This window comes from uncultured Microbulbifer sp., from assembly GCF_913055755.1.
Lineage (GTDB): Bacteria > Pseudomonadota > Gammaproteobacteria > Pseudomonadales > Cellvibrionaceae > Microbulbifer.
Genome location: NZ_CAJXKH010000064.1, coordinates 1 through 23211, shown reverse-complemented (window position 1 = coordinate 23211; position 23211 = coordinate 1). Strand labels below are relative to the sequence as shown.

General features: G+C 59.2%; 17 protein-coding genes and 2 pseudogenes. 15 read left to right on the top strand and 4 right to left on the bottom strand.

The features are described from left to right. Both QZ511_RS11620 and QZ511_RS11615 read left to right on the top strand, forming a co-directional pair. Positions 1–300, top strand: a pseudogene (locus QZ511_RS11620) (ABC-F family ATPase); the annotation flags it as partial. A 244-nt stretch (positions 301–544) separates the two neighbouring features. After that, complete coding sequence (locus tag QZ511_RS11615; protein ID WP_078083408.1) at positions 545–754, top strand: cold-shock protein; 210 nt, start codon at positions 545–547, stop codon at positions 752–754. A 70-nt stretch (positions 755–824) separates the two neighbouring features. Here QZ511_RS11615 and QZ511_RS11610 read toward each other — a convergent pair whose 3' ends face one another. Both QZ511_RS11610 and QZ511_RS11605 read right to left on the bottom strand, forming a co-directional pair. Further along, the gene (locus QZ511_RS11610) at positions 825–2666 is read right to left on the bottom strand and encodes an ABC transporter transmembrane domain-containing protein (protein WP_295802529.1); all 1842 of its coding nucleotides are present in this window, start codon (positions 2664–2666) and stop codon (positions 825–827) included. Positions 2667–2832: 166 nt separating this feature from the next. Then, a complete protein-coding gene (locus QZ511_RS11605; RefSeq protein WP_295802528.1) occupies positions 2833–3249 on the bottom strand; it encodes a VOC family protein in 417 nt (138 codons plus the stop codon). Positions 3250–3452: 203 nt separating this feature from the next. On the opposite strand from QZ511_RS11605, the gene QZ511_RS11600 reads away from it, so the two are divergent. The 4 genes from QZ511_RS11600 to QZ511_RS11585 all read left to right on the top strand — a co-directional run bounded on the left by QZ511_RS11600 (position 3453) and on the right by QZ511_RS11585 (position 6755). Next, on the top strand, positions 3453–4679 hold the full coding sequence (locus tag QZ511_RS11600; RefSeq protein ID WP_295802526.1) for a DUF3667 domain-containing protein: 1227 nt from the start codon (positions 3453–3455) through the stop codon (positions 4677–4679). A gap of 245 nt (positions 4680–4924) precedes the next feature. Further along, complete coding sequence (locus QZ511_RS11595) at positions 4925–5197, top strand: DUF4242 domain-containing protein (RefSeq protein ID WP_295802524.1); 273 nt, start codon at positions 4925–4927, stop codon at positions 5195–5197. A gap of 45 nt (positions 5198–5242) precedes the next feature. Next, a complete protein-coding gene (locus tag QZ511_RS11590) occupies positions 5243–6463 on the top strand; it encodes a serine/threonine-protein kinase (RefSeq protein ID WP_295802523.1) in 1221 nt (406 codons plus the stop codon). A gap of 79 nt (positions 6464–6542) precedes the next feature. Then, positions 6543–6755 (top strand): hypothetical protein, encoded by a 213-nt coding sequence (locus QZ511_RS11585; RefSeq protein WP_295802521.1) that lies wholly within the window; start codon positions 6543–6545, stop codon positions 6753–6755. A 37-nt stretch (positions 6756–6792) separates the two neighbouring features. Here the strand turns inward: QZ511_RS11585 and QZ511_RS11580 are convergent, their stop codons facing one another. Next, positions 6793–7716, bottom strand: a complete 924-nt coding sequence (locus QZ511_RS11580) for a LysR family transcriptional regulator (RefSeq protein ID WP_295802519.1) — start codon at positions 7714–7716, stop codon at positions 6793–6795. Positions 7717–7840: 124 nt separating this feature from the next. On the opposite strand from QZ511_RS11580, the gene QZ511_RS11575 reads away from it, so the two are divergent. The 6 genes from QZ511_RS11575 (at position 7841) to QZ511_RS11550 (ending at position 18222) form a co-directional block, all read left to right on the top strand. Further along, on the top strand, positions 7841–9178 hold the full coding sequence (locus QZ511_RS11575; RefSeq protein WP_295802517.1) for an aspartate aminotransferase family protein: 1338 nt from the start codon (positions 7841–7843) through the stop codon (positions 9176–9178). Between the two features lie 72 nt (positions 9179–9250). Then, positions 9251–10744, top strand: coding sequence for a CoA-acylating methylmalonate-semialdehyde dehydrogenase (locus QZ511_RS11570; protein ID WP_295802516.1), 1494 nt, complete (start codon positions 9251–9253; stop codon positions 10742–10744). A 278-nt stretch (positions 10745–11022) separates the two neighbouring features. Beyond that, positions 11023–13710, top strand: coding sequence for an aminopeptidase N (gene pepN / locus QZ511_RS11565; RefSeq protein WP_295802514.1), 2688 nt, complete (start codon positions 11023–11025; stop codon positions 13708–13710). Positions 13711–13789: 79 nt separating this feature from the next. After that, a complete protein-coding gene (pepN, locus tag QZ511_RS11560; RefSeq protein WP_295802512.1) occupies positions 13790–16468 on the top strand; it encodes an aminopeptidase N in 2679 nt (892 codons plus the stop codon). Positions 16469–16726: 258 nt separating this feature from the next. Continuing rightward, a complete protein-coding gene (locus QZ511_RS11555) occupies positions 16727–17608 on the top strand; it encodes a transglutaminase domain-containing protein (RefSeq protein ID WP_295802511.1) in 882 nt (293 codons plus the stop codon). A 230-nt stretch (positions 17609–17838) separates the two neighbouring features. Beyond that, on the top strand, positions 17839–18222 hold the full coding sequence (locus QZ511_RS11550) for a DUF6632 domain-containing protein (protein ID WP_295802509.1): 384 nt from the start codon (positions 17839–17841) through the stop codon (positions 18220–18222). Between the two features lie 31 nt (positions 18223–18253). Here the strand turns inward: QZ511_RS11550 and QZ511_RS11545 are convergent, their stop codons facing one another. Then, positions 18254–20476, bottom strand: a complete 2223-nt coding sequence (locus QZ511_RS11545; RefSeq protein ID WP_295802507.1) for a transporter substrate-binding domain-containing protein — start codon at positions 20474–20476, stop codon at positions 18254–18256. A 196-nt stretch (positions 20477–20672) separates the two neighbouring features. Between QZ511_RS11545 and QZ511_RS11540 the strand changes: the two genes are divergently transcribed. From QZ511_RS11540 to QZ511_RS11530, 3 genes and pseudogenes are all read left to right on the top strand, one after another. Further along, positions 20673–21176, top strand: coding sequence for a DUF2059 domain-containing protein (locus QZ511_RS11540; protein WP_295802505.1), 504 nt, complete (start codon positions 20673–20675; stop codon positions 21174–21176). Between the two features lie 242 nt (positions 21177–21418). Next, the gene (locus QZ511_RS11535) at positions 21419–21652 is read left to right on the top strand and encodes a hypothetical protein (RefSeq protein ID WP_295802503.1); all 234 of its coding nucleotides are present in this window, start codon (positions 21419–21421) and stop codon (positions 21650–21652) included. Between the two features lie 145 nt (positions 21653–21797). Then, positions 21798–23211 (top strand): annotated as a pseudogene (locus QZ511_RS11530) (hypothetical protein); the annotation flags it as partial.

Here is a 23211-nt window from a genome sequence, read left to right as displayed (position 1 = left end):
CGGGTGTGTTCCGGCGGTGAGAAGAACCGCCTGCTGTTCGGCAAGCTGATGATGATGGACACCAATGTACTGATCATGGACGAGCCCACCAACCACATGGACATGGAGTCCATCGAGGCCCTGAACAAGGCCCTGTCCCAGTATGAGGGTACTCTGATCTTCGTCAGCCATGACCGACAGTTCGTGTCCTCGCTGGCCACCCGGGTGCTGGAGATCAAGGGCCGCAAGCTGGTGGACTTCCAGGGCACCTACGACGAGTACCTGGCAGACCGGGCGCGACAGGAAGCCCAGGCGGCCTAGACTGGTGCCTGGAATGGCGCCTGGACCGGTACCCGGACTGGCGCCCGCACAATATCTGAACGATTTATAGACAGGGGCGTAACTTACCTATAGAGTGGCCCCTGCTAGAAAGAAAGACTTTTATTGATACCGCTATTTCGCTGTCGTATTCGTAAGACCACGTCCTGCAGTTTTTAAGAGCCTTTACCTCAAGCACCACCCGCCTCTCGCAGGCAACACTCTTTTTAAATTTCAGGATTTAGTTATGTCTAATACTGTTACCGGAACCGTTAAGTGGTTCGACGAAGCAAAAGGTTTTGGTTTTATCGAGCAGCAGTCCGGCCCGGACGTGTTCGCACACTTCAGCGCTATCGCTAGCACCGGCTTCCGCACCCTGACCGAAGGCCAGGCCGTTGAGTTCACCGTAACTCAGGGCAAGAAGGGCCCGCAGGCTGAAAACATCGTAGTGGTTTAATCCCCTGCAGATGTAAAAAACGGGCCCTTCGGGGCCCGTTTTTGTTTGTGCTCCATTCCTTTCCGCCGCGCTACTCCACCAGCGGTGTCTGCCTCTCCGCCTCCCGAAACTGCAGTTCCGCGAGCCGCTTGTACAGCGGTGAGATCTCTATCAGCTCCCGATGACTGCCCTGGGCCACCAGCTGCCCTTTCTCCAGCACCGCAATGCTGTCTGCATGCAGGATGGTCGCCAGCCGGTGAGCAATGATGATGGTGGTGCGATCTTTCATTAACGCCTGCAGCGCCTGCTGCACGTGGTACTCGCTTTCGGCGTCCAGCGCGCTGGTGGCTTCGTCTAGCAGCAGGATTTTCGGGTCTTTCAGGATTGCACGGGCGATGGCAAGGCGCTGCTTCTGCCCACCGGACAGCCGCGTACCCTGCTCGCCCAGGTGGCTGCTGTAGCCGTCCGGCAGTTGCTCGATAAACTCGTGGGCATGAGCGGCCCTGGCCGCTGCGATGACTTCGGCATCACCGGCGTCGGGCTTGCCATAGCGGATGTTGTACCAGACATCGGCGGTAAACAGCGCGGGCTGCTGTGGCACCACGGCCATCTGCGTGCGCAGGGCGGCGGTGTCCATGTCCCGGATATCGGTACCGTCCAGGGTGATGCGCCCGCCCAGCGGGTCGTAGAAACGCTGCAGCAATTCCAGCAGGGTGGATTTTCCGGCACCGGAGGGGCCGACCAGGGCCAGGCTCTTGCCCGCGGCCACGTCCAGGCTCAACTGGTGGATCGCCGGGTGATTCGGGCGCGCGGGGTAACTGAACTCCACCGCCTCGAATGCTACCTGCCCCGCGGATGCGCTTTTGGGTTCATCGGCGTCCGCGACCGCACTGACCGGGATCTCGGATTCCACATGCAGCAGATCCATCAGCCGCTCGGTAGCGCCGGTGGCCCGCTGCAGCTCCCCGTACACCTCGGAAATCGTCGCCACCGCGGAGCCCATCATAATGGCGTAGAACACGAAGGCCGCCAGGTCGCCGCTGCTGATACGACCGTCAATCATGTCGTTGCCGCCAACCCACAGCAGGCCACTGACCGCACCGAACATCAGCAGTATCACCACCGCAATCAGCAGGGAGCGCTGGCGTATGCGCCTCCTGGCCACGTCGAATGCGACCTCCACCTCCCGCGCAAATGCCTGCATTTCCGCGCGCTCGCGGGTATAGCTCTGTACGGTTTTGATGTGCTGGATAATTTCGCCCGCATAGCTGCCCACATCGGCGATGGAGTCCTGGCTGGCCTTGGACAGCTTTCGCACCCGGCGGCCATAGAGCACGATCGGCAGCAGCACCAGCGGCACACCCACCAGCACCATCAGGCTCAGTTTGAGGTTGGTGAACAGCAGCAGGATCAGCGCTCCCACGAACATCAGCGCACTGCGCAGTGCCATCGAGAACGAAGTACCGATGATATGTTGCAGCAGGGTGGTATCGGTGGTGAGACGGGACATGATCTCGCCACTGCGGTTGGTCTCGAAGTAGCTTGGGTGCAGGGTCACGATATGGTCGAACACCGCCTTGCGCAGGTCGGCCACCACCCGCTCCCCCAGCCACGACACCAGGAAATGACGGGCGTAGGTACCTGCGGCCATCAGCACCGCCAGCACCAGCAGCACCAGCACAGCGCGGCCGAGGGCCTCGCTGGTATCGTCCGTCAAGCCCTGGTCAACCAGCAGCCGAACGCCCTGGCCGATGGACAGGGTAATACCCGCGGTAAACACCAGTGCTACCGCCGCCCCGGCGAGGACTTTCTTGTAGGGACGCATGAACTGCCAGAGTGCGAGGAGCATCTCGCGCGCGCTCATGCTGGAGGCACTAGTAACGGGCGCGCTCGCTTGCGGCGAGCGGTTGGCGGGTTCCGCGGTATTCGACATGGCGTTCTACTGATGGACAACGGAGATCGGAGTGATGTCACCAGTATATGGGGGCGGGTGCGGGATACTGCAACGCTTTTCTCAAGGCAGGCAAAAGGCCGCTGCTCTACCGTCGCCATTTCAGGGAAGCCGGAATTGACGATAAAAGCCGGTACAGCCGGGTTGTCTAGCGAAACATCAGCTCCGGATTAACCATCGATTTCATTTCCAGCACATTGCCGTTGGGATCCTGGATAAAGAATGTTTCCTGTTCGTATTCATCGCCAACAAAGCGACGATAGGGTTTGTCGAGATATTCGAGACCGGCAGCTTCGATACGCGCCTTCAACGCCTGAAATTCTTTGTCCGGCAAATGGGCACCGAAGTGCGGCACCGCCACTGCGCCCATATCCACGTCGTGACGCACATTGGGCAGCTGTTCTTCACTCTGGTGCAGGGTGAGCTCGTTACCCCAGAAATCGATATCCACCCAGCGCCCGGCTTCGCCGTTGCCGGTCTTGCAACCCAGCACATCGCAGTAAAAGATTTTTGCGGTATCCAGATCGCCGGCGGGAATTGCCAGGTGCATGCAGTTGGATTTCATATCACCTCCTGATGTGGGAGTGGTGGAGTACTGCACGGGTATCACTAATTCTAGTAAAGGAGCACGGTGGTGGCGCCTGTTCCGGCACTTGCGTCCGCTATTGGCGCCCGGATACTGCATTCTTAAGATCCGGGCAGCGATATGTTTCCTGCCGGAATGCGCTTATTATCGGGACAATTCACGCCATTTAACCGTTACCTGCCATGAATGACACAGAAACCCTGACGGAACAGGAAATAGCCGCCGACCTGCCGGAGGATCCGGGAACGGATCAGGTATACGCCGAGCCTGCCGCCGCGGCAGAAGCCATGCCAAAGCCCGCCACCTGCGACAACTGCGCAGAACCTCTGCTCGGCCCCCACTGCTATGCCTGCGGCCAGCCGGCAAAGAGCCTACTGCGCCAGTTCCCCGAGTTGGTCGCAGATTTTTTCGGCACGGTGTTCGGGCTCGATTCGCGCATCGCACGCACCTTCGGGCCGCTGCTCCTCAAGCCCGGCTTTCTCTCCCAAGAGTACTTCGCCGGCCGCCGGGTGCGCTATGTGAGCCCGGTGCGGCTGTTTATTTTCCTGTGCCTGACCGCTTTCTTCGCAGCACAATTGAGCAGCGACTGGCGCATGGGCTCGACAGACAGTGGTGAAAATACCCCTGCGGTCGAAGAGGGCGTGAACCTGGACCAGCTGGAGCAGGACATTGCCCGGGCCACCAGCGTCGACGATGTGCTGCAGTTTCGCGACCAGGCACTCGATGAGCTGAGACAGGCTTCTCGCGAGAGCGAGGAACTACCAGCCCTGCAGGGTGTGCTGGCTGGTGTGGAGCAGGTGGTGCAGGCGCGGTCCCGGCAACGCATTGCCGAGATCGACCCGGCGGCAGTGGCAGAGCTTGAAACACAGCCGGCCGGGAAGACCTTCAAGCCGCTCCAGTTCGAGGGCGCACCCGAGGCGGTGAACAAATGGCTCGAACAACAGAGCGGGAAATTTGAAAGCAATTTACCGCGTATAGAGCGCGACCCGAACCTGCTGAAGGACGCGATATTCAGTTCGATTCCGTCCACGCTGTTTATCCTGCTACCGGTGTTTGCGCTGATGCTAAGCCTGCTGTACCTGTTCAAGCGCCGACTGTATATGGAGCACCTGATCGTTGCGCTGCACAGCCACGCCTTCCTGTCGCTCGCGCTGCTGTTGGTTGTGGTCCTTGTCGATCTGCGCGGCTGGCTCGCAACACCCGACTCCGCACTGGACATGCTGTTCGGCCTGATACTAACCGCACTCGCGGTCTGGATGCCCATCTACCTGCTGCTGATGCAGAAGCGCATTTACCGGCAGGGATGGTTTGTCACCTCGGCCAAATTCGCACTCCTCGGCGGCGCCTATATCACCCTTCTCGGCGGTGCCACCGCGTTTACCGCGCTGGCGAGCATGGTCAATCTTTAAGAGGAAATTGGCGCACCCCGGGAGCTGCACCTTCCTGCCAGGGGAGGGAAACCTCCGCAAAGGCAGGAATAACGTGCCAATTTCCCGCCCGCAGGCACCGTTCACTGGTTGGACCTGATTGCCTTGCATATATTCAAACGGTTATATCCAGAGCGGCCCCGCCAGCGGCTTATGTGCGCAGTGCACCGCCACAAAGCTGGATGCTGCCGCAAAAAGGCTTCGACCAAATAATAAGGAAATTGACCATGCCCAAGTTTGTTATCGAACGTGAAATCCCCGGTGCGGGAAACCTGACCAAGGAAGAACTTCAGGGTATTTCACAGAAATCCTGTGGCGTCCTGCGTGAACTCGGCCCATCTGTGCAGTGGCAGCAGAGCTATGTCACCGCGGACAAGGTTTACTGCGTGTACATAGCTCCGGATAAGGAGGCGGTACTCAAGCACGCGGAGATGGGCGGATTCCCGGCGAACTCGGTTTCTGAAGTGGTCGGCATCATCGATCCAACCACCGCCGAATAAAACCCGACTTCTTCCCCGATTAATGCATGTTGCCGCGTAAATTTTATGCAGCAGTTGCTGGTATTGCCGAAAACCGCAGCCATGACGCAATCCGACCTCAACATTCCCGGCTACACCGTCCACGGACCTATTGGCGAGGGCGGCATGGCCTCGGTTTACCTGGCCACCCAGGAATCATTAAACCGCCAGGTGGCCATCAAGTTACTGCGCGGCAGTGCCGGCAACGGTCAGGTCGACCTCCACGAGCGCTTTATCAAGGAAGCGCATTTTATTGCCAGCCTCACCAACCCACACATCATCACCATTTACGATATTTCCAGGCTGGCCAATGGCGATGACTACATTGCGATGGAGTTTGTCGGCGGTGGCAACCTGAGCGAGAACGCCGAGCGCTTTCGCAAGCCTGCGGAAATCCTGCAGCTGATCTACCAGATCGCCGAGGGGCTGGCGGCGGTGCACGCCAGGGGCATCATTCACCGCGACGTGAAGCCGGCGAATATCCTGTTCCGCGACGACGGTACCGCGGTGCTGACCGACTTCGGTATCGCCAAGGATGTGGATAACAGTTCGGACCTTACCCAAACGGGGTTCAGCCTCGGCAGCCCGTCGTACAGCAGCCCGGAGCAGGCCCAGGGACAGCCACTGGATATCACCACCGATATCTACGGCCTTGGCGTGATCCTGCTGGAATTGCTGCTGGGTCATAATCCGTTCAAGGGCAACAGCCACACTGCCACGGCAATCAATCATATCCAGCAGCCACTGCCCGCACTGCCAGCGGAATACGCCCACCTGCAGCCGCTACTGGAAGGTATGCTCGCCAAGCTGCCGACAGACCGCTTCCAGTCTTGTGAAGAACTGATGATGGCTATAGCACCCCTGCTTGTTGTCGAAACAAGTGGCACCCATCCCAGCGCAAACCTGCGCAACATGCGCCGCTCGCGCAAAGCGCTGCGTTTCTTGCTCCCCACCATCGGTTCTGCCGCATTAATGCTGCTGGTATTCGGACTCAACTACAAAAATCCGACCGAGCGCGAGGTCTCCCGCCTGTTACAAGCTGCGGAGTTGGGGATGGAGCAAGGTCGCTACATTTTTCCCGAGCAGCACAACGCACGCTTTTACTACAGCCAGGTCCTGTTGCTGGACGAGGATAACAGTGAGGCCACCGCTGGCTTGGAATTGGTAACGGAAAAACAGGTACAGGATTACGTGGTTCGCGGAGCCAAGGCATTGAAGCGCGGCAACCTGAGCCGCCCCCCCGGATAACAGTGCCCTGCACTTCTACCGCGAGGCACTGGCGCTGGATGGCGACAACCCCCAGGCGCTTTCCGGCATCGATCAGGTGGTGGCGGAATACACCCGACGCGCCCGCAGCAAAATCCAGGAAGGGGACCTCAAGCGCGCCCACCGCGAGGTGAACACCGGGCTGGGAATCCAGCCGAAAAATAAAGAGCTATTGGCTCTGCGCAACGAAATTGATCGCCAAGCGTCGACGCCAAAACAGTTCATCCGCAACGTGCTCGGCAAGATCCGTGCAACTATCGACGGCAATCGCTGACGACGCTACCAAGAAATCCGCTTCGACTTCTCTTTTCCTAAACATGCACCTCGGCAAGACACTCCCACAAAGTCTGCACAATCCGCGAGGGCTTCGGTGACCGCCGCTGTATCGCCACAAAATCACATTCGTACTGATAACGCTGCGGGCAGATGGCCCGTATCTCGCCTTTCTTCAAAAACGTTTCCGCATAGTGGTCCGGCAAATAGCCGATATATCGGCCGGATTGCAGACAGTGAACGATGGCCTCCTGGTCGTTGACGGTAATATCCCGCTCGAGGCCCAGGCGATTGCCCACTTCCATATTCGGCGAGTGGTAGCCGAGCCCGGCGTACTTGCAGTCTCTGATGGCATCGTCGTCGATGGAAATATCCGCGGTGCCGAACAGCGGGTGGCGATAGCCGCAGTAGAGGTACATCTGTTCGTAGAACAGGTGCTGGTACTCGAGGCTCGGCGAGGTGCGGTGGGCAGGGATCACCCCCAGCTGGAAGCGCCCCTCCATGACCCCGCGCTCGATCTCGTTGATGGGTTCGATATGGGTATCCAGGCTCACCTCCGGCGCCAGGTCATCGAACCGGCGCAGGGCATCGCCGATGTGCGCGGCGGGGTTGGTGACCATTTTGTCGAACAGGGCAATAGAGATATGACCGGTCATGCGCCGGTGCACATCCGCCACCTCGCCGCGGAAGGCATCCAGCGAACCCAGCAGCCGCAGGGTCGCCTGGTAGATCTGGCGCCCTTCACTGGTGAGGGCAAAACCGGCGCGGCCGCGCTGGCACAGGGTCACCCCCAGCCGCACTTCCAGGTCCTTGATATGCCGGCTGATGGTGGAGCGCCCCACATTCAGTTCCAGCTCTGCCGCAGAAAAGCCCCCCGCCTCCGCCACCGCGCGGAATACCCGCAGCAGGCGCAGGTCGATATCACTCAGCTGACCCAGCAGTGCTGCCTGTTTGCGTGCCATTTGCACTCTCCAAATAAAGTTTCAAGCGAATGAAACTAAAGATCGATAAATTGCAATTTATGCAACTTTAAATGGCAGCCAGAATTCCGTCCATCATTAGCGTAATCCGAGTCGGAGAATAAGAATGAGCGACAAGTTTGCCGGCCTCAGCCAGGCCCAGCTGGATGCCCACTGGATGGCGTATACCGCCAATCGCCAGTTCAAGAAGGACCCTCGAATCATCACCGGGGCGGACGGCTGCTACTACACCAGCGCCGATGGCCGCCGTATCTTTGACGGCCTGTCCGGCCTGTGGACCTGCGGTGCGGGCCACAACCGGGAGGAGATCGCCGACGCGGTCAGCGAACAGCTGCGCACCCTGGACTACTCGCCCGCGTTCCAGTTTGGCCACCCCAAGGCGTTCGAACTGGCCGAGCGCATCACCCAGTTCATGCCGCAAGGCCTGAACCGGGTGTTCTTTACCGGCTCCGGTTCCGAGTCCGCCGAGACTTCCCTGAAGATCGCCCGCGCCTACTGGCGCAAGAAGGGCATGCCGTCCAAGACCAAGCTGATCGGCCGCGCCAAGGGCTACCACGGGGTCAACTTCGGCGGTATCAGCGTGGGCGGTATCGGCGCCAACCGTGCCCTCTACGGTCCCGCGGTGGATGCCGACCACCTGGCGCACACGGTGCTGCCGGAAAACCGCTTCAGCAAGGGCATGCCGGAAGAAGGCGCGCACCTGGCAGATGAACTGCTGGAACTGATCGCCCTGCACGACGCCTCGAATATCGCCGCGGTGATCGTGGAGCCCATGGCCGGTTCCGCCGGTGTGCTGCCGCCGCCCAAGGGCTACCTGCAGCGTCTCAGAGAGATCTGCGACCAGCACGACATCCTGCTGATCTTCGATGAGGTGATCACCGCCTTCGGCCGCATGGGCGCCGCCACCGGTGCCGAGGCCTTCGGGGTCACCCCGGACATCCTGAATACCGCCAAGCAGCTGACCAACGGCGCGGTACCCATGGGCGCGGTGATCGCGAAGCAGGAGATCTACGACACCTTTATGCAGCAGGGTGGTCACGAGTACCTGCTGGAGTTGCCCCACGGCTATACCTATTCCGCGCACCCGGTGGCCTGCGCCGCGGCGCTGGCATCCCTGGATATTCTGGAAAACGAAAACCTGTTCTCCCGCGCGGGCGACCTGGCCAACGTGCTGGAAGAGAGCGTGCACCAGCTGAAGGGCATGCCGCTGGTGACCGATATCCGCAACTGCGGTGTCGCTGCCGGCCTCACCATCGAGGCAGCGCCCGGCGAACCGCTGCTGCGCCCCTACCAGATCGCGATGAAGATGTGGGAGAAAGGTTTCTACGTGCGCTATGGTGGCGACACCGTACAGCTGGGTATGCCGTTTGTGGCGCAGCCGGAAGAGGTCGACACCCTGGTCAGCGCGCTGGGCGATTCGATCACACAAGTTGCCGCGGGCTAAAAACACCAGACCGTCATCCCGGCCTCGCCGGGACGACGAAAGAACAAATACCGACTTGAGAGAGGAAAAGACATGAACACTGTGGGTCATTTTATTAACGGCCAGACCGTCGACGCCGCCGAGCGCACCCAGGACGTTTTCAACCCCGCCACCGGCGAGGTTTCCAAGCAGGTGGCGATTGCCGCAAAAGAGACCGTGGAAGAGGCAATCGCCGCGGCCGAGCAAGCCTACAAGACCTGGCGCAACACCCAGCCGATCAAGCGCGCGCGCATCATGTTCAAGTTCAAGCAGCTGCTGGAAGACAATGCGGAGAAAATCTGCGCACTGATCGGCGAGGAACACGGCAAAATCTCCCACGACGCCATGGGCGAACTGACCCGCGGTATCGAGAACGTGGAATTTGCCTGCATGGCACCGCAGATGCTGAAGGGCGAACACAGCCGCAACGTGGGCCCGGATATCGACTCCTGGAGCGAAATGCAGCCCCTGGGCGTGGTGGCAGGTATCACCCCGTTCAACTTCCCCGCCATGGTACCGCTGTGGATGTTCCCGCTGGCCATCGTGTGCGGCAACACCTTCGTACTGAAGCCCTCCGAGCGCGATCCCTCCTGTTCCCTGCTGCTGGCGCAGCTGCTGCAGGAAGCCGGCGTACCGGACGGTGTGTTCAACGTGGTCAACGGTGACAAGGTGGCCGTGGATACCCTGCTGACCGATTCCCGCGTGCAGGCGGTGAGCTTTGTTGGCTCCACCCCCATCGCCGAATACGTCTACGCCACCGCCAGCGCCCACGGCAAGCGCTGCCAAGCCCTGGGCGGAGCCAAGAACCACGCCATCATCATGCCGGATGCGGACATGGACAACGCCGTGGCCGCGCTGACCGGCGCCGCCTTCGGTTCTTCCGGCGAGCGCTGCATGGCGCTGTCGGTTGCAGTCTGCGTGGGTGACGAGGCCGCGGACACCTTTATCGAAAAAATGTCCGGGGCCATGCAGGGCCTCAGGGTGGGCGCCTATACCGATAGCAGCAACGACTTCGGCCCGGTGATTACCGAGGCGCACATGAACAAGGTCAACAGCTATATCGCCAGTGCCGCCGAGCAGGGCGCCACCATTGTGGTGGATGGCCGCAACCCGAAAGTGGCCGGTTACGAAAATGGCTTCTTTGTCGGCGGAACCCTGATCGACCAGGTGAAGCCGGGCATGACCTGCTACGAGGAAGAAATCTTCGGCCCGGTACTGCTGGTGGTGCGCGCCGAGTCCATGGAGCAGGCGATGCAGATGATCAACGATCACGAGTATGGCAACGGCACCTGCATCTTCACCCGCGACGGCGAGGCGGCACGCTACTTCAGCGACAATATCCTGGTGGGTATGGTGGGCATCAACGTACCGCTTCCGGTACCGGTTGCCTACCACAGCTTCGGCGGCTGGAAGCGTTCCCTGTTCGGCTGCCTCGGCACCTACGGTGCAGACGGTGTGCGCTTCTACACCAACCGCAAAACCGTCACCCAGCGCTGGCCGTCCAGCGGTGTGCGCGAGGGTGCCCAGTTCTCCTTCCCGAGCAACTGATTCGTCTATTGCGGACATTTCCCGGGGCGCCCGCCCCGGGAAATCCTCCCCGCCCCCAATAAAGCCAGCCTTTCACACCAACAAAATCGCATTACGCAGACTTAAAACCTGCAAACCAAGCGAACTCCAAGCAATTAATCTGGCGCACTATATCTCCGCGACAAACCGCAGGATGCGCGGGTTAAGCCGTCCGCGGACGGCGCCAGTGCCGTGCTATAAGTAGCGGCTTTGGCGCAGCAATGCGCCGCCCAGTTCCATTAAAAAATAGTGGGGAAACCATGAATAAGACCGGAAAATTTGCCCTCGGCCTGCTGTGCAGCGGCATTCTCGCCGCCTGCAGCCTCGAGCCGAACCAGCTGCAAGGCACCAGCACCGCACACGGCCTTGCCAAGGCGGCCATCGAGCGTACCAATGCGCCGGGCCTGTCCGAGAGCTACGCCAAACTGCGCAAGCAGCAGATCGCCCAGGTGGACTACAAACTGTCGGTCACTATCGACAAAACCGGCGAGGCATTTTCCGGCCGCGTGGTCGCGGACACCCAGTTCCGTCGCAACCTGCTGCAGCCCCTGACCATCGACTTCGCCGGTGGTGAAGTGGCGGGCATCCAGGTAGATGGCAAAGAAGTACCGTTCGAGTACAACGGCCACTTCATCACCATCGCCCCCGAGCACCTGAAAGGCCGCAAGCACGCGATCGCCGTGGACTACAAGCACGCATACTCCACCAACGGTTCCGGCCTGCACCGCTTCGTCGACCCGGTGGACGGTGAGGTGTACATGTACACCGACTTCGAACCCTACGACGCCAACCGCCTGTTCCCGCACTTTGACCAGCCGAACCTGAAAGCCCGCTACACCCTGGACGTGACCGCACCGAAAGACTGGAGCATTGTTTCTTCCGTTCGCGAGCGCAACGTCGAAAACAACGGCGAGGTAAACCACTGGGTATTCCCGCAGTCGAAGAAGTTTTCCTCGTACATTTTCTCCCTGCACGCCGGTCCTTTCACCGTCTGGGAAGACGATGCCGACGGCATCCCGCTGCGCCTGTTCGCGCGCAAAACCCTGGCGGAATACGTAAAGCCCAGCGACTGGTTCACCTTCACCAAACAGTCCTTTGAATTCTTCCAGAAGTATTTCGAAGTGGATTACCCGTTCGTGAAGTACGACCAGGTGATCGTGCCCGACTTCAACGCCGGCGCCATGGAAAACGTGGCTGCGGTGACCTTCAACGAGGGCTACGTTTCCCGCGGTGAAAAAACCGAAGCCCAGCGCATGCGCCTGGCCAATGTGATCGCCCATGAAATGGCGCACATGTGGTTCGGCGACCTGGTGACCATGAACTGGTGGGACGACCTGTGGCTGAACGAAAGCTTCGCCACCTACATGGCCAACCTGTCCCTGGCGGAGAACAGCGATTTCACCACCGCCTGGGAAAACTTCTACCTGGGCACCAAGCAGTGGGCCTACAGCTCCGACCAGCTGCCCACCACCCACGCGATCCAGCTGCCGGTGAAGAACACCGATGAGGCCTTCGCCAACTTCGACGGCATCACCTACGGCAAGGGTGGCTCCATCCTGAAGCAGCTGCCCTACTACCTGGGCAAGGAAGAATTCCGCAAGGGCGTGTCCAACTACCTGAAGGACCTGTCCTACAAGAACTCCACCCTGAACGACTTTATGGGTCACCTGGGCAAGGCCGCTGGCAAGGATCTGGACGCATGGCAGCAGCAGTGGCTGTACCAGGCCGGCCTCAACACCATCCAGGCCAGCTTCCAGTGTGAAGGCGGCAAGATCAGCAGCCTGACCCTGAACCAGTCCGCCCCGGAAGAGTACCCGACCCTGCGCGAGCAGCGCACCCAGGTTGGCCTGTACAACATGGACGGCGACAAGATGGTACTGAGCAAGGCCATCCCGGTAATTTACAAAGGTGAAACCACTGAGGTTTCCGCCGCTGTCGGCGAAGCCTGCCCGCAGATCGTTTACCCGAACGAGGGCGACTGGGCCTTCGCCAAGGTGAACCTGGACGCGGTATCCGTGGACAACATGTCCAAGCACATCAACGATATCGACAAGCCCTTCACCCGCCTGATGCTGTGGCAGAGCCTGTTCGACAGCGTGGTTGATGCCAAGCTGCCACTGGACCAGTACGTCAGCTTTGCCGTGACCAATGCCGATCGCGAGACCGACATCAACGTGATCCGCATGGTTTCCCGCCACCTGGGCAGCGCCTACGCCTACCTGAACCAGGTAGCCGTGGACGATGCCAAGCGCACCCAGCTGCAACTGGCGATCGAGACCTTCGTGTGGAACCGCCTCCAGGGCGCGCCCGCAGGTAGCGACGCACAGAAGACCTGGTTCGGCACCTTCACCGGCGTTGCGCACACCGACAAGGCACTGGCCGATGCCCAGAACCTGCTGCGCGGTGAGCTCACCATCAAGGGCCTGAAACTGGACCCGGATATGCGCTGGAACCTGATCACCCTGCAGAACCAGCACCTCTACGGTGACTTCGCGCAGGAAATCAAAAACGAACTGGCCAAGGACAGCTCCGACCGCTCACAGCTGAACGCGATCGCCGCGGAAGCCATCCGCCCGCAGGCGGAGGTCAAGACCAAGTGGCTGGAGAACATCCTGCACAACCGCGACCAGTTCAAGCTGGCCCAGCTGAAGTACGCTGCCGGCGCACTGTTCCCGTCTGAGCAGGGCGGACTGTTTGAAGCCAACGTCGAGCAGATCGTCAGCGCCCTGGATGAAGTGAACGCGAGCGATGCACCCGAATTCGTCGGCACTTACGCACGCCTGTTCCCAATGAACTGCAGTGCCCAAGGCGTTGAACAGATCAGCAAGCTGCTCGATAGCGGCAAAGAGCTGAACCCGCTGCTGGAAAAGGCGCTGAAGAATCGCCGCTACAGCAACCAGCGCTGCCTGGATATATCTGCGGCCATGGCCAAGCACAACGCCGGTTAATCGGCACTCTGAAGAAAGGCCCTGCGGGGCCTTTTTTTATTGCATATATTATTGGTAATTGCTGTCCCGGGAGAATTCCATGCCTCAAACACCACTTCATAAAACCTTTACCCGCACGCTGCTGGCCACCGTTGTCGGCGGCCTGCTCGCTACCGGTGCGGTCGCCGCGCAAGACAAAGGCGCTACCGACGGAATCGTCGCCCGTGCCGCCACGTCCTCCCTCACCGCGGAATACGCAGCCCTGCGCCGCCAGCAGATTGCCGATGTGGATTACCGCGTTGCGGTAACACTGGACAACCAGTCCGAATCGTTTGACGGTGAAGTCGTTGCGACAACCCGTATCGCGCGGGACCTGCAGCAGCCGCTTACCATCGACTTTGCCGGCGGCAAGGTGAAAGCAGTGTCAGTGGATGGCAGCGCCGTGCCCTTCGAGTACAACGACCATTTCATCAGTATTGCCCCGCAACACCTGGGCAAGGGCGAGCATCGCATCGCGATCGAATACAGCCACCCCTATTCCAGCGACGGCTCCGGCCTGCACCGGTTCAAGGATCCGGAAGACGGCAGCGTCTACCTGTACACTCACTTCGAACCCTACAAGGCCAACCGCTTCTTCCCGCACTTCGATCAGCCGGACCTCAAGGCCCGCTATACCGTGGAGGTCACCGCGCCCGCCGACTGGCAGGTGGTCACCGCCGCGCGGGAAGACAAGGTGGATACACTGAAGAACGGCTTCAAGGTATGGCACTTCCCCCAGACCAAGAAATTCTCTTCCTACATTTTCCCGCTGCACGCCGGTCCTTTCGTGGTATGGGAAAACGATGCAGATGGCATCCCCCTGCGACTGTTTGCACGCAAGACACTGGCGGAGCATGTAAAGCCGGAGGACTGGTTCAAGTTTACCCGCGAATCTTTCGCCTTCTACCAGAAGTACTTCGACATCCCCTACGCGTTCGGCAAGTATGACCAGCTGATCGTGCCGGACTTCACCATCGGCGCGATGGAAAACGTGGGGGCAGTGACCTTCAACGAGAACTATGTCGCCCGCGGCGACAAAACTCAGGCCCAGCGCCAGCGCCTGGCCAACGTGATCGCCCACGAGATGGCGCACATGTGGTTCGGCGACCTGGTGACCATGAAGTGGTGGAATGGCCTGTGGCTGAAAGAGAGCTTCGCCACCTATATGGCGTCACTGGCACTGGCGGAGAACAGTGAGTTCGGCGATGTGTGGCAGAACTTCTATCTGGGTACCAAACAGTGGGCCTACGGCTCCGACCAGCTGCCCACCACCCACCCCATCGAGGTCCTGGTACCCAACACCGACGAAGCCTTCTCCAACTTCGACGGCATCACCTACGGCAAGGGCGGCTCGGTACTGAAGCAGCTGCCGTTCTACCTGGGAACGGACGCATTCCGCGAAGGCGTGAGCGATTACCTCAAGTCCTATTCCTACGGCAATGCCGAACTGCAGGACTTTATGGGCTCGCTGGGCAAGGCCGCGGACAAGAACCTGGCAGACTGGACCCAGAAATGGCTGTACCAGGCGGGGCTGAACACCATCAGCGCCAGCTTCGAATGCAGCAACGACCGCATCAGCGAGCTGACCATCCAGCAGGCTGCGCCGGTGCAATACCCGCAACTGCGCGAACAGCGCGTACAGCTCGGTATTTACCAGATGCAGGGCGACAGCATGGCCCGCGTAGCCAAGGTGCCGGTCACCTACAGTGGTGCCAGCACAGAAGTGAAGAATGCCGAGGGTATGCCCTGCCCGCAGATCCTCAACCTGAACGACGAGGACTGGGGCTATGTGAAAACCCGCCTGGACGATGCCTCTGTGGCGCAGGCCAAACAGCACATCAACCAGATCGACAGCGCCTTTACCCGGCTGATGCTGTGGCAGAGCCTGTTCGATGCGGTCACCGATGCGCAGATGCCGCTCAGTGACTGGATCGACTTTGCCTTGCAGAATGCCGGCGAAGAGCAGGACATCAACGTGATCCGCCTGATCAGCAGCCGCCTGCAAGCGGCCAATGCCTACCTGCATCGCATCGAGCTACCCGCGGCAGAGCGGGAAAAGTTGCAGGGCGACATTGAAGCCTTCGTATGGCAGCAACTGAATCGGGCCCCCGCTGGCAGCGATACCCAGAAAACCTGGTTCGGCACCTTCGCCGAAGTGGCCCACAGCGAGGCGGCTCTGCAACACGCCCAGCAGATGCTGGCGGGCGAGCTGACCATCGAGGGGCTGGAACTCGACCAGGACCGCCGCTGGCCGCTGATCATTCTGCTGAACCGCCACCTGTTCGGGAATTATGAGAAACTGGTTGCCGACCAGCTGAAAGCGGACAACAGCGCCCGCGCGCAGAACGCCGCCATCAGCGCACGTGCCATCCGCCCGACGGGCAAGGCCAAGCGGGAGTGGCTGCACAATATTCTCAACAAGCGCGACGAGTACAAGCTGAGCCAGATCCGCGCAGCCGCCAGCCATATGTTCCCGGCGGACCAGCTGGCGCTATACCGGCAGTTCAGTGACAAGCTGTTTGCCGCGGTACCCGCGGTCAGCGCAACTGCCGACACCCTGTACAACAAGGCGTACGCCATGCTGTTCCCGGTTGTTTGCAGCAAGGCGGAAATCGATCAGTACAGCCGGGCTCTGGAGAAAAACAGCGACCTGATGCCGGCTCTCGGTCGAGTTTTGAAAGACAGAAAGCAACAGAGCACGTGGTGTTCAGAAATGAGCGCGCGACAAAACTCAAACTAAATTCACCACCATAAATACGGGTTTTCAGTCGAAATCAACGACTGAAAACCCGTTTCAAAAGTAACCAAAAACCAATTCCATCGAGCATTTTTTCGTTTCATCCGGAAAAAATTTCACCTCACCCAAGCCCCGCTACCCGACCAATTCCACTTGTCCGGAAATTTCTGTCGTTCGCCGATGACGTGCATCCAGCGTCAACTCCCGTGGATCAAACTATGCGAAACCAGGGAGGAATACGGAATGCGATGGGTTGCAATTTTGATCACAATTTTTCAGATCGGCTGCGCCGGTAACGGCTTGAAATTCAACTATACGCCGGTCGAGGTAGATACGACATATCTGTTACAACAGGTCAAACCTGTGTCGGGAATAGCGCGACCGCAACCACAGTCGCAAACGCTACTGGCAGTAAGTCCGGAAATGCGGGAATTTGTGAATTCCATCGACCCCACCGCATCACCCAATCGACGCTTCCGGAAGATTCTGCGCACGCTGAAACTTGAGAACTTCCAGCTGGAATACGATCTTGGCCACACCACCAATGCGGCAGAAGCGTTTTCAGAACAGCGGGGAAACTGCATTTCATTCGCGGCGCTGATCGTCGCACTGGCGCGAGAGGTCGGGCTGGAAGCAAATTTCAACCGGGTGGAAACACGCCCACAGCGGGTCACCGTGCGCAACACCAGCGGTCGCGAGGTGCAACAGAATGTTCTGCATATCAACGCCGAGGTTTCATTCGGCTGGTCCACGCAGATTATCGAGTTCAACTTCCGCCCGCGCTACAACTACCCCCATACCCGGTTGTCGGATGCGGCAGTACAGGCCCTGTACCTGAATAACCTGGCGCTCGGTTACGCAACTACCGGCGAGCAGGACAAGGGACTTTCCCTGATGCGGGAAGCACTGACGCTGGCACCGGGGTCCAGCACCTTATGGAACAGCCTCGGCTATCTGTACCGGCAACACAACCGCCTGGCGCTCGCGGAATCGAGTTACAACCAGGCGCTGAATCTTGACCGAAATAACGAGGCCGCCAGACAGAACCTTAAACGGGTCTATGAACTCAATGACCGCGCCAGCTTGTCCAGTAGCCCCGAAGTGGGCGCACAAAATAACAACCCGGCGACCGGCGAGTCCTGATCCAGCAGCTACCTCATTCTGCAGTTACCAGCCGCACCTGAAGTGCCCCGGTATCGCACACTCCGTGCCGGAGCGCCAGGGAGACTGCGCAACGCCATACTCCGCTACCGCGGTTTAACGAATCCCAGGCCTGGTGACAAACCGTTAAGTTATCTGTCACCGACACAGTGAGGCACTGTCATAACGACTAAGCTTGCCCGCAACGATATTTATTCAATGCGGGCTACAAGATGGATACCACCACAAAACTCCGTTACCTGAAAATTTTCCTGGTGATCACCGGTGTGTTTTTTATTGTCGGGATTTACCCGATGATGATGTGGGTATGGCCGGATGGCTGGGGCTGGACTCCGCGCCAACCGGAGTACGAACAGATGATCATGGGTATTTACGCGACCCTGGGTATATTCCTGATTATCGCGGCACGCGACCCTATGGCGAACCGCAGTCTCATCTGGTTCACCATCTGGTCGAGCATTGTCCACGGTGCCATCATGCTCGTGCAGGCAATCGCGGATGAAACCGAGCGCAGCAACCTGCTGGGAGATGTACCTGCACTGTTTATCGTAGCGGCAATCTTCTGGTATCTGATGCCACGAAATTCAACACACTGAGTCGGCCACAATGTCGGCTTCGGCAATTATATTACTGGGTGGTTATGCGCTCGGTACGCGCGACAGATAGATAACCGAAGTAGCGGTCGCGAATTTCCCGCACGTAATTCACCGGCTCGCGACCGCGCACATAACCAAACCGAGCCTGCCGGTAATACTCGGGCTGAGACAGCATGAGCATCGCATCCTCAACATTGTTAAACCAGCGATTGGGGTTCTTGCCCAGCTGTTCCGCCAGCCGTCGCGCGTCCCGCACATGGCCGTGACCGGCATTGTAGGCGGCGAGAGTAAAATAGATCTTCTGGTCGAACGGCAGTTCTTTTGGAAAACGCTGCTCCAGCCAGCCCAGGTAGGAAACCCCAGCGCGAATGCCGTTTTCCGGTTCGTAAAGGTCGGCAATTCCCATCTGCTTGGCGGTACGCGGCAATACCTGCATCAGGCCGCGCGCGCCGGCAAAGGATTTAGCCTTGGGGTTGAAGCGGCTTTCCTGGTACATCTGCGATACCACCATGCGCCAGTCGCGGTCCGCAGGCGTGGCATATTTTCGCACCAGCGGATCGTAGGGTGACAACTCCTCGGTGGTGCGCAGGCGTTCCCGCTGCCGGCTGCGCATGCGTTTCTCTTCCTTGAAATACTTGTTGTAGGTAACGTTAAAAAAGAGTCCGCGGTAATACTTGTCGAGAAAGCCGTTCAGTTTTTCCAGCAACTGCGGCTGATCCGCTCGCACCGCCCAGGCGATATCCCGCTCACCGGAGAGATCACCCAATACCGCGAAATCATCGCGATAAGTCTGCTCGATTGCCACCAGATGTGAATCGGCAACGGTGTACTGGTATTTACCCTCTGCCACGGCGTCAATCAGCTGCTCCGTAGTGGCACCTACCACCGGAACGACATCCACAGGAGTTTCCCCGTTTTCTGCAAGCAACGAGAGACTGGTGTAATAACTGCTCAACGGGTTGACCGCGACCTGCTGCCCGCGCAACTGTTCGGCCACCGGCAGCACTTGCGGTGATGGCTCCGCAGCGATCAGTTGCTCGGTAACCTGCATATACGGGTGGGTAAATACCAGTCCCTGCTGCCTGCGGGACTCGGTCACGGTAAGCGATGCGGCGATGACATCGCCCATACCGGCAGCCAGCGCTTCCGCCAGGTCCACGTCCGGGCCCGGCACCACCATACTCAGGCGCAGTCCGTTATCACGGGCAAAGCGCTGCAGCAGGTCGTAGTCGAAGCCCATCAGTTCGCCGCGCCACATAAAATAGGACGCGGGATGGTTGCGGGTCAGTACGCGCAGGGTACGGCTCTCGCGGACCTCGGCCCAGTCCCGCTGCCCACGGCTGCGGCGCTGCACCGCGACCAGGTGTTCCTCGGTAAAAAATTCATTCAGGGCACGCTCCAGCTTTTGCGCGTCGCGACGCACAGCCCAGGAGATCGCACGCCGGCTTTCAAGCAGGGGCCGGCTTTGCAATTCAGGGTATGCGGGCAGCAGCACTTCGGCGAGATTGCTGTCGATAACCGTGGCCGGGTACTCGCCACGGGCAACCGCCGCCAGCAGGGCCTCGTTATCCATCGGCTCTTCGAGCAGTATCGGGGTATAGGCGTCGTCGGGAGCGGACAGATTTTCCAGGGTGCCGGCAAAGGCACTGCCCTCACGTACGGCCACCGCCAGCGCGTCGCTTGGGGATCCGGTATTTGCCTGTGGCTGCTTGCGGGTAATCAGCAGTTCCTGGACAAATTCCAGCGGCCGGGTAAAGGACACCCTCTGGGCCCGCTGCGGTGTGCGGGAAAAATTGATCGCGATAACATCGCCGCGTCCCTCCACCAGTGCGGGAATCAGCCCGGCAAAGCTGTCCACATAGACCCACTGCGGTTCAAGCCCACGTTGCTCAGCAAATTTTTCCGCCAGCGCCCGCCATTCGCTGGAGGGCAGACCGTCGCGGGGCAGGGATTCATCTTCCATTGCCAGGCTGCTGGGCGCGAGCAGACGTAGTGTGCCGCGCCCGGTAATCGCTGGCAGGTCTCCGAGTTCGATGTAGTTTTGGAAGGCGGGAACGTCCGCTTGCTCCGGAGTGGCCTGCTGCTGATCACGGCCCGGTTGGCTTACCTGCGCCATCTCGGCAGCAGAACTCTGCGACGAAGCTTCCGTTTCCTGCCCGCGCTCACTCCCGCATCCGGAGACCGCCGAATATGCCAGGAACAGCAGTAACAGGCACGCGAAGCGGCTTACCCTCCATTGTTGCCCGATTGCCATAACTGCTCTCCCTTCCTGCATATATCCAGCGCATACTTTCGCACAAATGGCTCAGGAATTCGATTTTGCGACCAGTGTATGCCGGGTAATTACAGCCCGTTACAAGTCATCGCGACGATGCACCCCACGTGATATAACTGGCAGATCTGAATCTGATACCAGTTCATCATCGACAATAACTTCCAAAGGACTTCACATGAAGCGCTACGCCCTCGCCCTGATAGCCACCCTGCTGTGCCCGCTTGCTCTCGCCGCCACTCCCTCCAAGGAATCCATCCGCGAGCTGATGACCATTACCGATATGCCCCGGATGCTGGAGAACAGCATGGCGCAGGTGGATTCAATGATGCAGACCACCATGCAGCAGGCACTTGCGGGCGAGGATATCTCCGAAGCCGATCAGAAGGTTCTGCAGGAAATGCAGGATGACATGGTGGCACTGCTGAAAGAAGAGATGAGCTGGGCCCAGCTGGAACCCATCTTTACCCAGATCTACAGTGAGTCCCTCAGCCAGTCCGAAGTGGATGGAATGCTCGAGTTCTACAAGTCCGACGCAGGCAAGGCTGTGATTGCCAAAATGCCCGTGATCATGCAGAACAGCATGCAGCTGATGCAGCAGAAAATGGGTTCGATGATGCCGAAGATCAAGGAAATCCAGCAGGCGGCGATCACCAAGATCAAGGCCAACAAGGAAGGTTAAACAGCCGTGACCGATACCCGCCTCGCCGCTGACTCACCGGGCGCTTTTTGTGTGGCCCGGTACGGTAAATTTGCTTGACGCAAATAACCTCTTGCCGGTAAAAACGCGCACCTCAATTTACGGGTGTTTTTACCGGTGGCATGGGTCTCTTTTGACGTTTTCAGAACGCTCGGGTTCGCAGATACCCTGCAGCTAAAATCCGACGAAATTTTCAGATACAAAGCGGAAATTGCCGAGGCGGCGTGGTGCAACACAGCCCGGTGCCGCAGGCGGCCATCGATCTTGCCCTGCATCTGGCGCGCACCCTGGACATCAATCATGCCGGCTGGGATATCGCCATGGTGGGCGACCATCCCTATGTGATCGAATTTAACCGCTTGTTCGGCAGTCAGGGCATCGAGGGTGGCAATGCACGCCTGCAGGACGCCATCCTGCAGTATCTCCACAGCCATTCGACCCCCACAGGCCCCAACTAACCGACCCGGCCCGCCACCACCAGGCGCAGTTTGAAACGCGTGGCCTGACTGGCCCCATCTGCGGCCTACAGCTGGCGCTAACCGGGCCAGCTGTACCCGCGCATAGTTATCCGCAGCGCCTTGTAAAAATAAATTTGCGGACACCATGCGTACTCTAGCTATTGTCTACTTCGGCCTGACCGGCTGTCTCAGTTCTGCCAGCGCAGCCCCCGAAAATCACTTCGCCCTCCTGACCGGTAGCGGCAACGTCAGCCGGACTCTGCTTAGCTATCGCACACTGAAAAATGGAAGCGATCCCGGGGCCCTGGTGGATTACAGCCACTATGCGCTGCCCGCCGCCGCAGCAATGCCCGACAATCAGTTTGAAGGAACACTCGAACTGTTCGGTGAAGCCAGCGGCGGCGCATTTGACGAGCACAAGGATACCTTCCGCTACACAGGCAACCAGGATGCAACCCGCAAGCACCTCCCGGAATTTGCCTTCGAGTTGGTGCAGACCGGCAGCCACATTTTTCCGGTAGAACGCGGCTCCATTCCCAGCAGCCACCCCGAATGGGAGTACGTACTCACCTCCGGCCGAGTTTGGAATGAAACAGGGGACGCCGGCTTCAGCCGTGTCGCCCTGCCGTTTGCGTTACAGCAAAAAAATGCCAACTGTCTGCACAATGGTGTGATGACGTTTTTGTTCAAAGATGATGGCTCGGTATCCGATGTGGCATACCAGATCGCCGGCGAAACCTGCCTGTATTATCAGTTTGACATGTGGGGACAGCTGGATGCCTCCGATACGCCACATGCCGTGAGCAATGCCGCGAGCCTGACCAGCGCCTACCAGGCGGAAGTCAACGACCGTGTGCCGGTCAAACCACTGAGTGCGCTGGCTCAGGATTATCCCGGCACCGATTATTCACGCTTTGCCGCCCCGGGGGGCAAGGATCCCGCGGCCATATCTCTTGTTGGCTATGTCATAGATGGAACTCACTATGTCGGCGGCTGCAGTTCGCGCCAGGGCACCTATCCCTACTGCGAATCACTGGTGGTGCCCTCCTACTCCACCGCCAAGTCAGTCTTTGCCGGCGGCGCCTTGATGCGCCTGGAAAAGAAATATCCCGGAAGTTTTACCCAATCGATTGGCAACTATGTGAGCGATTGCAATAGCGATGGCAATTGGGGCGACGTATCGTTTGGCAATGCCGTGGATATGGGCACCGGCAACTATGGCCTCGCCGGTTACATGAGCGATGAGGGCGCCTCCCACACCAACGACCTGTTCCTTCCGGAAGATCACGCCAGCAAGATCAATTACAGCTGCACTCAATATTCCCGCAAGGCAACCCCCGGCACCAGGTGGGTCTACCACACATCCGATACCTATATACTCGGCACCGCAATGAATGCCTACCTGAAAGGTATCGAAGGCAGCAGCAAGGATATATTTACCGACATTTTGCTCGCGGACGTACTCGCCCCCCTGGGCGTGAGCCCTACCGCGGAATTCACCCGCCGCACCTACGACGGAGTGCAGCAACCTTTCGCCGGGTGGGGGCTCATGTGGCTGC